Below are 11,618 nucleotides of genomic sequence, written 5' to 3'. Positions count from 1 at the left end.
GCGGCGCTGCACAGGAGATATAGACCATGGCAGTCAACCTCAGCCACGGCTTTCTGATGGAATACGGCTTCAACCTGCCGCCCCTGGTGCTGTACTTCGAGTTCAATCCCCAGACCATTACCCGGACCCGCACGGTCAACATCACCACGGGCAACGCCCCGGGCACCAAGGGCGGCTACGGCTTCACCACGCCGCTGGACACGCCCCGCGTGGCCCAGGGCGTATCCGTCGAGCCGGAGAAATTCGACCTCAGCATTTTACTCGATGCCACCGACCGCATGGCCGACCCCAATGCCATCGGGCATGGCAACGCGATCACCCTCGGCATCGAACCGGAACTGGATACCCTGCGCAGCATGGTGGAACCCAAGTCCAGGGGCCGGGCGGCTTCACCACCCTGGCCGCCCTGGGCCTCGGCAGCGCCAGGGCCTTCCAGCGCGATACCCACCCGTCGGTGCTGCTGCTGATCTGGGGCACGCACATTCTGCCGGTGTTCCTGACCAGCGTGCAGGTCGAGGAAACCGCCCATTTGCCCACGCTGCAACCCTATCGCGCCAACGTCACCCTGAGTTTCCAGGTGATCGAGGGCGACAACCCCTTCTACAAGGTGGAGCAGATCCGTCAGGCCGTCGGTGCGGCGCTGAACGTCGTGCCCACCCTTGCGACCGCAGTGATATGAACAGGGGTATGAATCATGCTGAGCAAAAAATCCCGCTATCGGAACACCTCGCGCTTCAGCAACCCGGAGATTTTCCCGGGGCTGCAGACCCGCGCCATCGGCGCGGCCAGCGGCGTCATCGAGCACGAAGTGGTGGAAGGCGACCGGCTGGACCGGCTGGCGCAGCACTATTACAAGGACTGCCGGCTGTGGTGGCGGATCGTCGACGCCAACCCCACGCTCACATTTACAGCCACCTTCGCCCGCGAGGTGCTGGATGACGCCATGGTCGGCCGGGTGATCCTGATTCCGAGGGCGAGGGAGTAGTCATGTCGATCATAGACCTGCTGGGTGGCGAGCCCTGGGGCCGGCGGCGAAATGCCGGTGCTGGTCGCCGGCACAGAGATCGACGCCAACCCCACATACACCTTTTTCCGCGCGGCGCCGGACGCGGCCTTAACGGACCGGGTGATCCTGATTCCGAGGTCGAGGGAGTCATCATGTCGATCATAGACCTGCTGGGTGGCGATACCCTGGGGCCGGCCGAGTGCCGGGTGCTGATCGACGGTGCCGAGATCGACGACCTGTACCCGGCCCTGGCGCTGGTCGAGGTGGATGCCGACCGCGGCAACTGGACCACGGCGAAGCTGGAATTCGACACCCGGCGCATCGAGGACGGCAACTGGACTGTGGCCGACGACGAGCGCATCAAGCCCTGGCGCCGGATCGATATCAGAGCGGTGTTCGGCGACCAGGAACAATACCTGATGGGCGGTTACGTCCGGCAGGTGAAACTCGAATGCCCCGAAGACCAGGGCGCCGCGAAACTCAGCGTCGAATGCCAGGATGCCTCGCTGCTGATGGACCGAACCCACATCAACCAGGTGTGGGCGGAGGACGACGCCACCACCGATGACGCCCGGATCGCCGACATCATCGCCCGGCGCAGCGACCAGGACATTCGCTACGAAGGTCCGGTGTTCCCGATCCAGAACCTCAACCAGAACGCCACCGACCTGCGCTTTCTCAAGCAGCGGGCCGACGCCAACGGCAACGAAATGATCTTCCTCGAGGACAGCCTCTACATTGGCCCGATGCGCCTCGACCTCGAGCCCCAGCCGGCGATGCTGGTCTACGCCGGCACCGATACCAACTGCATCAGCTTTTCCGTCGACGACGACGGCCACCAGCCCGACCAGGTGCAGTACCAGCTGGCGGCGGAAACAGGCACCGAGCCCGAGGTGGAAACCGTCGAGCCCGACAGCCCCCTGCTGGGCACGCGCCCGGCCACCAGCGATGCACCGGGGGATTTCACCTGGCAGGTGCCGCGCGCCGGACGGGTGTCGGACCAGCAGGCACGTGTCAGCGCCCAGGCCGCCGCCAACCGGGCGGCCATGCGTATCAAGGGTTCCGGGGAACTGGACGGCAGCCGCTACGCCAACGTGCTGCGCATCGGCGAGCCGGTGCTCGTCGACGGCGCCGGAGAACGCTACGGCGGCCGCTGGTACGTCGACGCCTGTACCCACCGCTTCGACAGCAACGGCTACAGGGTCAGCTTCAAACTGCTGCGCAACGGCTACGGCGACGATCAGTCGGCCACGGCCAACCCCTGGCCGCGGTAGTGTGATAGAGGAGGTGTGATGGACGAGATACTCAGGCGGCTCGCGACCGAGGCACAGCAACGGGTATTCGGCAAACATCGGGGCCGGGTGGTGGACAACCAGGATCCGGAGCACCGCGGCCGCCTGAAGCTGCAGGTGCCCTCCGTGCTCGGCGACCAGACTTCCAACTGGGCGCTGCCCTGCCTGCCCTTTGGCGGCGCAGACGGCCAGGGCTGCTATACCATTCCGGAGATCGACGCCCAGGTCTGGGTCGAGTTCGAAGCCGGCAATATCGACCAGCCCATCTGGGTCGGCACCTTCTGGCAACCGGACACCAGTGCCGGCGACGTCCCGCCCGAGAAAAGGCGCTTCGCCACCCCTCCGGCCATGTCATGGAATTCGACGACACCGACGGCGAGGAAAGCTTCCGCCTCACGCATCCGGCCGGCACCGAGCTGACCGTCTCGCCCCAGGGCAGCGTCAACTGGACCGACGCCAGCGGCGCCGTGCTGCACCTGGATGCCGAGAACAACAGGGTGGAACTGACCGACGCCTCCGGCAACCGGATCACCATGGACAGCAGCGGCACGCAGATTCAGGACAGTAACGGCAACAGCACCGAAATGGCGGCCGCCGGCATCACCATCAAGGGCACGGTCATCAAGATCGAGGGCCAGCAGGTTGCGATCGGCGGCAGCGGCGGGGAGGCCCTGATCAAGGCCCAGACCTTTCTCTCGCTGTTCAACTCCCACACCCACGCCTGCACGGCGCCGGGATCGCCTTCGGGGCCGCCGATTCCGCCGCTCACACCCGCCGTCATGACCCTGAAGACCACAGCATCATGAGCACGCAACTGAACAAACAGGATTTCCTGCGCTTTCCGCTCAAGATCGCGGCCGGCGGCGGCGTCACCAGCGACCGGCGCCAGCACGTGCGGGAGCAGATCGAGCAGATACTCTTCACCAGCCCCGGCGAGCGCTGGTTCCGCCCCGAGTTCGGCATCGGCGTGCGGGCGCTGATCTTCGAACCCAACAACCATGCGCTGGCGGAGGTGACCAACAAGCGGCTGACCGCCGCCCTGATCGATGCCCTGAAAGGCGAAGTGGTGCCCGAAAGCCTGGACGTCTCCGTCGAGCCCGACGGCGAAAAACTCATCATCACCATCGCCTACACCCTCGCAGCCATCAACCACACCGAGAAGCTGCGCTTTGCCGAAGGGGAGCACTCTGATGGCGGATGCACCGAAACTGGCGCTGACCTTTCATGATCACTGTGGCGACTGCGGTCGCCGCGAGGCCGTCCTGCCCGAGGCCCTGCCGCGCCTGGGCGACGATTTCGACTGGCTGCAGCGGGATTACGACGGCTTCCGCCTCGCGATGCTCGAAGAACTCGCCGCCCGCTTCCCGGAGCGCAGGCGCTGGACGCCGGCGGATATGGAAGTGGTGCTGGTGGAAGCCTTCTCGGTGCTGCTGGACCAGTACTCGGACAGTCTGGACCGCAGCCAGGCCGAGGCCTTTCTGGAAACGGCACGACGCCCGGACAGCGTGCGCAAACTGCTGTCGATGATCGGTTACGACGCCGTGGCCGAGGCGCCTTCCCGTGCAGCGGTTCCCGAACCCGTGCCCGGCTTCGACGAGACGCAGGAAGCCCGCCTGCGCCGGCTGTCGGCATTCCTGCCGGCGTTCCGGGCGCTGCGACCGCAGCTCGACGAGGCCCTGCAGGCACTGCCCCCTGCCGACCAGCAGCGGGTGCTGGCCTTTCTGTCCGAGCCCGGTGCCGCGGACGAGAACATCATGGACAGCGTGCAGGACCTGCTGGACAGCGCACCGGCGTTCGTCCGCCGTTGCCGCCGCCATACCCTGGAGCGGTTCTGGACCCTGTACCCCGACGCCATGGACCAGGCCCGCCGCGACGGCCCGCGGCGGATCGGTCGCCAGCGGCGCATGGTAACGCTGCCGGACTTCGGCAATCTCGCCGAGCACCCGCTGGTGCTGCGGGCCGAAGCCGGCAGCCGCTGGTCCGGCGCCTGGCAGACCATCGAGGTGGCGGTGACCCTGCTAAAGGACATCCCGCTGGACCTGGAGACCCTGAGCAGCGAGCTCGGAACGGCGTTTCCCCGCTTTCGTTACGAGGTCGAGGCGTTCCATCGGGCCAACCGGCTGCCGCCGCTCCTGTGGGCGCCGGATATCAGCGCCCGCACCCTGCTGCGCCCGCTGGTGGACCGCTGGCGCATGGCGGGCCAGGAGGTGCTGCTGCGGGATGCCGAGCGCATCGGCATCGACATCTCGCTGGCGGTGCGGGCGGCCGCCAATTACTACCAGTCGGAAATCCGCCGCGCCGTGGCTGACGAGATCCGGGACTTTTTCGCCCCGGGCCGACTGCGCTTCGGCGAGGACATCCATGCCAGCGACATCGTCGAACGGGTGATGGCACTCGACGGCGTCGAGGCCGTCTGCCTCAACCGTTTCAAAAGGGTCGGCAAACGCTGGCCGGACCAGTCCGGCGCCGGTTTGATCCGGCTCGACGGCATCGAAATCGCCATCTGCGACAGCCGTCCCGGCGCGCCGGAGCGCGGCACCCTGCGCATCAAGGTGCAGGGAGGAGAAAAGGGATGAAAGACCGCCTGCAGCGTACCGACCTGACCCGCTGGAACCGCGCCGGCCTCTCGCGCCTGCGCTACGTGGACGGCAACGCCGTCACCCATCTCGAAACCCTGCGCCAGGGCCTGGCGCGGGCCTTCAACTCCGCATCCGGGCTGCAGTGGCCGGAACTGGAAATCGATACGGAATCCGGCGGCGCCACCACGGAAACCGAGTGCCTGCGCCAACAGTACCAGGCCCCCGGCGGGACTACGCCTGGGAGATCATGCGCGCTCTCGCCCGATCCGCCCACGTGCTGACGGAGCATATCGACGCCAACAGCAACGAAACCTTCCTCGCCACCGCCACCGAATGGGAAAACCTGCGCAAGCTGGTGGCGCTGCTGAATTACCGGCCCGCGCCCCAGTCCTCCGCCAGCACGACCCTGGCGCTGCTGGCGGCCGAGGGCATCAGCGGCACCTTCGACAAGGGTTTCGGCGTGAAAAGCAAACCCGACGACGGCTCGGCACCGGTCATCTTCGAAACCCTCGAGGCGATCGACCTCGACGCCGATCTGAACGCATTGCGGGCGGCGGACTGGAACCGTTCGACGGCAACGCTGGCGCAAAGCGGCGATATCGTCACCTTCCCGCTGGCGGCTGCCCTTGAGGGCTCATCGGTGGGCGATGTCGGCGTCCTCGCCTGCATGAACACCTTCGTCGCGGTGAGTCTCGCAGGTCTCGCACCCGATGCGCTGCAGCTCAAGCTGCACAACCCCGCGCCGGGCTGGCCCGCCCAACCGTCGCTGGCGGACACCACGCTGTGGCTCACGGCCCGCTCGCGCCGGGCGCCGAAGGTATCCGGCCAGAACGTCGTCAGTCTGCCGCCCGGCGGCATTCCGGTCGCGGACGGCTCGGTGCTGATGTGGTACCAGGGAGGCAACTGGCAGGCCGCGCGTGTCGAGGCCTCGGAGGGCTCCCGCATTGTCCTCGACCGCAACGGGCCGAGCGCCGGTACTGAAGTGTTCCTGGCGCTCGAAGCTCATCGCCAGCGCTACACCATCGACGATGACGGCCATGAGGAGAACCGCATCGTCCTGCCGCTGGAGGCCGACCGCCAGTCCGGCGCGCTGTTTACCCCGGGGCTGGTCCGCGTCGGCGAAGCCTCGGTGCAGACCGTCAGCGATGCCCACGACTATCTCGCCAGTCCCGGCTACTATTGGCTGTACTACACCACCGGCGACCAGTTGCTGGACAGCGTTTCCTATGCCAGCCAGCTGTCGGTGGAGCTGAGCGGCAAGGCTGAATCCCTGAGCACCGGCGATCTGCTGGTGGTCGAAGACCAGGACGGCGAATACTCCGCAGCACACCTCGAGTCGCTGGACGCCGGTGCGGATTCGGTGCAGCTGGAACTGACACCCTCGCCCGTCAATGCCGCCCTGCTACAGGGCAACTTCAGGCACCGGTTGCGCCCCGCCGGTTTCGACCGCAATACGGCGAGCATCATGGACGGGGATTACAACATCCGCCTGCAGAGCCTGCCCGCGTCGTTGAAACCCGGGCGCAGGGTGATCGTCAGCGACGGCGCCCGGGCCCGGCAGGCCCTGGTCACCCAGGTCGACCGGGCAGCAAACCGGATACGGCTGCAGCCGCCCGCAGAGGGGTTCGCGGCCTGGAACACCCTGATCTATGGCAACGCGGTCGCCGCCGGCCACGGCGAAACCGCCAGGGAAAAGGTACTGGGGTCGGGCGACGCCACGCTCGGCAACCAGACCTTTGAACTCAAGGCGGACGACCTCAGCCATATCGCCGATCCCGCCTTCGCCCAGGGCGTCCGGGCCGATATCGAAGTGCGGGTCGACGACCGCCAGTGGCTGCAGGTGTACAGCCTCGGCGACTCCGGACCGGAGGATCATCACTATGCCGTGGCGCTGCTGGAGAACGGCAACGCCAGCCTGAGCTTCGGCGATGGCACGCACGGCCGCCGCCTGCCCACCGGCAACAACAATGTGCGCGTGCGTTACCGGCGCGGCGCAGGCCTGGTCGGCAACCTTTCCCCGGCAGGCTGGTCAAGACGGTCGGCAGCCACCCCTGGATCGATGCTTTCCTGCAGCCGTTGCCCGCCAGCGGCGGCAATGACCGGGAAGATACCGCCACCCTGCGGGACAATGCCCCGGCCTCGACCCTGACGCTGGGGCGGGCGGTGTCGCTGGTGGACTTCCAGCATCTGGCGACGAGCCAGTCCGGCGTCTGGCAGGCGCGGGCCTTCAGGCCGCCGGCCGATGCCCGCCCCGGCGAGATCGTCCGGGTCGTCGTTCTGCCCGCGGGCGGCAGCGAGTTGGGCAACCTGCAGCAGGACCTGCAGAGTTTCCTGCAACAGCGCGCGGAGCCCCATGTCCAGGTCGAGGTCGCCCCCTGGCAGCCGTTGATCTTCTCCGTCGATGCCAGCATCGCCGTGGACAGCGCGGCGTTCGAGCCCGAGATCGTGGTCGACGCCGTGCGCGAAGCCCTGCTGGATACCTTTTCCCTGAGCCGGCGCAGACTGGGTACGCCGCTGTTCCGCTCGGAGATCATAGCGGCCATCGAGAGCGTCGAGGGCGTGAGCAACTGCAGCGTCACCGTCGATGCGCAGCTGCTGGACGGCAACGGCAACCCGGCCACCGCCGCGCGGGTCGTTCAGGCCCCCGACGGCTCGGTGCGCCGCATCAGCGCGCGCCCGGAGCAGCTGTTGTACCTGGATGACGCCCTGTCCCGCATCACCATCCGCAGCCACGAATGGAGTTTGTGATGGCACGCAACGATCTCGAAGGCGCAGCCGCGGTACTCTACGACGTCCTCCCCGCCGTCTACCGTAACCGGGACAGCGGCGACCTGCAGAAACTGCTGGCCGGCGCCGGCCATCTGCTGGACCAGATAGAAGGCACACTGCGACAGCGCTTCGCCGACAACTTCGTCGCCGCTCCGGAACAGGACGAGGCGCCGCTGCAGGACTGGCTGATCCCCTATTTCGCCGACCTCTTCGACGTCCGCCTGGTCTCGCCCACCGCCGAGGGCCGCCGTGCCGAAGTCGCCAATGCCGTCGCCTGGCGCCAGGGCAAGGGCAGCCTGCAGACCCTCGAAGCGATCGCCGAGGCCATCGCCGGGCTCGAGGTCGTGGTTCACGAAGGCTGGCAGCGGGTCGCCACTACCCCGCGCCTGAACATGCCGCTGGTGTCCGCCCGTCACTTCGGCTACGACGGGGATGTGCCGGACACGCCGCCTTCATTCGCGGCGCTGCACCCGGGGCTGCCGGCGGTGACCCCGGACATCTCGCGACCGGCGGGCGCCATCACCGCGGAGCAGGGCCCCGGCAGCCAGCAGAGCACCGTCGACGGCGAGACCCGGGTCTGGCGCCAGGCCAGCCGCCACGGCGCCCCCTGCCACCCCGGCGCCTTCGATGACGTATCCCGCCGCACCGTCGATATCCGTTGCCCGGACTGGCAGACCGGACATCACCACCCCGCCAGTATCCTGCTCTACACGGCACCACCGCCGGGGTTCTTCCAGCCGCCGATCACCACCGTACAGTGGCAGGACGAGCCCGGTACCGCCTTTCTCGAGCACATCGAAATCATCGAACAGCCGGGCCTGCGGATCTATCGCAACCGCTCCCATGGCCAGGCCGGGTACAGGCCCGTGCGCATCCGGCGGGTGATCAGGCTGCTGCAGGAAGACAGCGGCGTCGGGCCCGCCGATGCCCTCACCGTCCGCTTCGAGGGCCTGATCCTGGACAACAGCCTGGAGCTCGACGGCGGCCGCGTGGAGTTCGTCGACTGCGCGGTGCGACGGGTCGAGGCCCACGCCATTGACCTCGAAACGCCGGTAATCAAGGCGCGCAACACCCTGTTCAAGAGTCTCCAGGGCGCGCGCGCCCTGACCCGGCTGGAGTACTGCACGGTGCTGAACAGCTGTTTCAGCGAACAGCTGCAGGCATCGGACTGCATCTTCACCGGGGACTTCAAAAGCGACCACGACAGCCACGAGCCCCCCAAGGCCGGCTGCCTGCGGTTCTGCGTCCTGCCCGCCGGTCAGCCGACCGGCGGGCTCAGGCTGCATGCCTGCTCCACCGAGCGGCCGGTATTTTTCAGCCACCGCTTTGGCGAGCGCAGCTGCGCCGTGATTCACCCGGCGAGTCCCGACGCCGTCAAGCGCGCCGCGGAGGACGGCACCGAAGCCGGCTGCTATCACGATCTGTACCTGACCCGGCTGTTCGAGGCCGTGGTGGAAAAACTGGACGACTTCCTGCCCATGGGGCGGCACGCGGTGTTGATACCCGATCCTCAATTGCTGCAACTGCCCTGAATTGACGATGGAACGACTATGAAAACCCAACTGTCGCGCAACAGCTTCGATCCCGGCAAACGATACAACGGCGTTTTCCAGCAGATGGGCCGTATGCTCACCGACGCGGACTGGAACGAACTCAATTTCATCGATGGCGAGCGCGTGCGACAGGCGCTGTTGCAGGCGGTGCTGACCGGCACCCCGCGGGACAGCGGCATCGTCCGCCGCGATGCGGCGGGCGCCGTCGTCCTGCACTACGGCGATGCCGTGATCGAAGGCGTCGCCGCCCGGCTGGTGCCCGCGGCGGCGGACGAGGCGCCCGCGGACGGCAGCATCGGCGATATTCGCAACCAGGCGGACTTCCCCGGTTGTCCGCTTCCCGGGGGCGACCACCGTCTCTACCTCGACGTCTGGGAACGCACCGTCACCGCGCTGGAGGATCCGGACGTCATCGACCCCGCACTCAACGGTGCCGACACCTGCAGCCGACGCCAGGTCATGTGCCAGCTGAAGTGGTGCGGCCCCGACATCGATCCGGAGGACCCGCAGGTCAATCCGAAAACGGGCACGGCAAGACTCAGCCTGGAACTGCGCGAAGGCAGCACCGAGCCGGATCTCTGCGATCCCTGTGCCGAGGAACTGGCACTGCAGGAAAAGATCGGCAACTACCTGTTCCGGGTGGAGGTTCACCGGGTCGAATACGACGCCGGCGGACAACCGTCGCGGCTGGTGCTGAAGTGGTCGTCGGAAAACGGCGCCGAGCAGCATGCGCTGGATACCCTGCCGCCCGGGTTCGCCAAGGCATCCTGGTGCTACGAGTTCTTCAGCGGCGCCGACACCGGGTTCGCTTCCGAGAAGCATCTCGGCCGGCATTTCGCCGAAGGCTTTTCAGCAACCCGCGGCGAGCTGGTGCAGGGCTTCCCCAGTGCCGGCTCCGAGCCCGCCAACCTGCCGCTGGTGCGCCGCTGGGACGGCTTTGCGACCTTAGACCGGGTCGCGGACGAATGGCAGCTCGACAGCGGCTTCGATCGTAATGTCGAACTCTCCACCGGGCTGGGCGCCAATACGCCCGGCCGGGTGAGCAACGGCAGCACCGTCATCCTGGTGCTGGATGCGATCACCCTGACACTGGCACTGGACGACAACGCCCTGCTGAGCGGGGACTACTGGCAGATCGCGGTGCGCGAAGCGGTGCATGCGCTGGATCCACTGTTACTGGACGATGCCCCGCCGCAGGGCATCGAGCACCGCTACATGACCATCGGCTCGGTGGTCGACGGCGAATTCAGGCTCTACGACAGCGACCAGTGCAAGCGCTTCGAGTTTCCGCCGCTGACCGATATCCGCGCCGAAGACGTCTGCTACGACAACAGCGTCTGTGACATGCCCGACGTGGACAATGTGCAGGAGGCGCTGGATCACCTGTGCCGCCAGCGGGATCTGAAGTGGCACAACAAGCACCTGCACGGCTGGGGCATCGTCTGCGGCCTGATCGCCGAATGCTGCGCCGGGCACGGCGACCCGGCGGACGAACCCACGGACGAGGGCACAGCCAGTGCCGGCGGGCGCCGCAGCCTTTGCGTCACCCCGGGTTATGCCCTCACCTGCCAGGGGAGGATCTGGTGCTGCAAGGCCCGCAGCCGACAGAGGTGCCGATTCTGGATATGATCGCGGCGCTGGAACAGCAGCGGGACGAGACGCTGCTGGTGGACGGCGACGGCACCTTTTGCCTGCGCATCGAGAAAGGCGATCCGGAGCCCCGGTTCGTGGTCGAGCCCTGGTCCAAGGACAACAAGTACGCCTGGCTCGACGGCACCCTGCTGTACGATTTCTACCAGCACTGCCTGCAGGACCTGGTGATGGCGCTGGCGGTGGAGATCCGCTTTCAGGACGACGACGAGCTGGAGGAAATCGAATCCGAACAGGGGGTGCTGATCTCCGATCAGAGACGCAAGACCATCAGTGTCTTCAACCTCATCGCCTGGTTCCTGTTCGGCCATCACGGCCACTTCGTCTGGACCTCGCAGCGGGAGCACCGGATTCTGCTGGAGTTCTACAACCGGCTGCGGGACCTGCTGCGCAGCCGTACCTTCTGCGCCCTGTTCCAGGACGCGGAGTTTCCGCCGTACCCCTTCGAAGAACACCGGATCGACACCCTCTTCAGCCGCGGCGACCATAGCCGCCTTGCCCTGCACCCCGACCAGAAACATCTCTATAGCTATGGCGGCACCGACAACAGCATCCACCGCTTCGACCTCGAATCCAAACGGCTGGTGGACGTGCTGGAAATGCCCGCCGCCCAGGGGCCGAAATCACCGCCCTCTGTTTCAGCAACGATGGCAGCCGGCTTTACGCCTGCGCCGCGGTTCGCGGCACCGACACCCTGTTCGGTGCCGCTCGCATCGGCGAAACCCACGAATGGGAACAATCGAGCGTACTCTGCGACATCCTGGTGACC

14 protein-coding genes are annotated in these 11,618 nt (G+C 66.9%); all 14 read left to right on the top strand.

Annotated features, from left to right (window positions below):
• Nucleotides 1-26 precede the first annotated feature (26 nt).
• Nucleotides 27-467, top strand: a complete 441-nt coding sequence (locus ACFQDL_RS15145; RefSeq protein WP_379909774.1) for a hypothetical protein — start codon at nt 27-29, stop codon at nt 465-467.
• Nucleotides 455-679 (top strand): hypothetical protein, encoded by a 225-nt coding sequence (locus tag ACFQDL_RS15140; protein ID WP_379909773.1) that lies wholly within the window; start codon nt 455-457, stop codon nt 677-679. Before ACFQDL_RS15145 ends, ACFQDL_RS15140 begins: the two co-directional genes overlap by 13 nt.
• A 15-nt stretch (nt 680-694) precedes the next feature.
• The gene (locus ACFQDL_RS15135) at nt 695-985 is read left to right on the top strand and encodes a hypothetical protein (RefSeq protein WP_379909772.1); all 291 of its coding nucleotides are present in this window, start codon (nt 695-697) and stop codon (nt 983-985) included.
• Between the two features lie 173 nt (nt 986-1,158).
• Entirely contained in the window at nt 1,159-2,280 is a 1,122-nt protein-coding gene (locus ACFQDL_RS15130) for a phage late control D family protein (RefSeq protein ID WP_379909771.1), read from the top strand.
• Nucleotides 2,281-2,298: 18 nt separating this feature from the next.
• Nucleotides 2,299-2,718: a phage baseplate assembly protein V gene (locus ACFQDL_RS15125; RefSeq protein WP_379909770.1), complete on the top strand. Its 420-nt coding sequence runs from the start codon at nt 2,299-2,301 to the stop codon at nt 2,716-2,718.
• Nucleotides 2,652-3,104 carry a hypothetical protein gene (locus ACFQDL_RS15120; RefSeq protein WP_379909769.1) on the top strand — a complete coding sequence of 151 codons (453 nt, stop codon included), beginning with the start codon at nt 2,652-2,654 and terminating at the stop codon, nt 3,102-3,104. The genes ACFQDL_RS15125 and ACFQDL_RS15120 overlap by 67 nt, the downstream gene beginning before the upstream one ends.
• Nucleotides 3,101-3,526: a GPW/gp25 family protein gene (locus tag ACFQDL_RS15115; RefSeq protein WP_379909768.1), complete on the top strand. Its 426-nt coding sequence runs from the start codon at nt 3,101-3,103 to the stop codon at nt 3,524-3,526. The genes ACFQDL_RS15120 and ACFQDL_RS15115 overlap by 4 nt, the downstream gene beginning before the upstream one ends.
• Nucleotides 3,489-4,874 carry a baseplate J/gp47 family protein gene (locus ACFQDL_RS15110; protein ID WP_379909767.1) on the top strand — a complete coding sequence of 462 codons (1,386 nt, stop codon included), beginning with the start codon at nt 3,489-3,491 and terminating at the stop codon, nt 4,872-4,874. The genes ACFQDL_RS15115 and ACFQDL_RS15110 overlap by 38 nt, the downstream gene beginning before the upstream one ends.
• Nucleotides 4,871-5,158, top strand: coding sequence for a hypothetical protein (locus tag ACFQDL_RS15105; protein WP_379909766.1), 288 nt, complete (start codon nt 4,871-4,873; stop codon nt 5,156-5,158). Before ACFQDL_RS15110 ends, ACFQDL_RS15105 begins: the two co-directional genes overlap by 4 nt.
• Complete coding sequence (locus tag ACFQDL_RS15100) at nt 5,125-7,026, top strand: baseplate J/gp47 family protein (RefSeq protein ID WP_379909765.1); 1,902 nt, start codon at nt 5,125-5,127, stop codon at nt 7,024-7,026. Before ACFQDL_RS15105 ends, ACFQDL_RS15100 begins: the two co-directional genes overlap by 34 nt.
• Nucleotides 6,954-7,625, top strand: a complete 672-nt coding sequence (locus ACFQDL_RS15095) for a baseplate J/gp47 family protein (RefSeq protein WP_379909764.1) — start codon at nt 6,954-6,956, stop codon at nt 7,623-7,625. Before ACFQDL_RS15100 ends, ACFQDL_RS15095 begins: the two co-directional genes overlap by 73 nt.
• Nucleotides 7,625-9,178: a hypothetical protein gene (locus ACFQDL_RS15090; RefSeq protein WP_379909763.1), complete on the top strand. Its 1,554-nt coding sequence runs from the start codon at nt 7,625-7,627 to the stop codon at nt 9,176-9,178. Before ACFQDL_RS15095 ends, ACFQDL_RS15090 begins: the two co-directional genes overlap by 1 nt.
• A gap of 18 nt (nt 9,179-9,196) precedes the next feature.
• Entirely contained in the window at nt 9,197-10,828 is a 1,632-nt protein-coding gene (locus ACFQDL_RS15085; RefSeq protein WP_379909762.1) for a DUF6519 domain-containing protein, read from the top strand.
• Entirely contained in the window at nt 10,783-11,616 is an 834-nt protein-coding gene (locus tag ACFQDL_RS15080) for a hypothetical protein (protein WP_379909761.1), read from the top strand. Before ACFQDL_RS15085 ends, ACFQDL_RS15080 begins: the two co-directional genes overlap by 46 nt.
• Nucleotides 11,617-11,618: the final 2 nt, after the last annotated feature.

Source organism: Marinobacterium aestuariivivens, from assembly GCF_042661465.1.
Classification (GTDB): domain Bacteria; phylum Pseudomonadota; class Gammaproteobacteria; order Pseudomonadales; family Balneatricaceae; genus Marinobacterium_A; species Marinobacterium_A aestuariivivens.
This window is presented reverse-complemented; position numbering and strand designations above follow the sequence as displayed.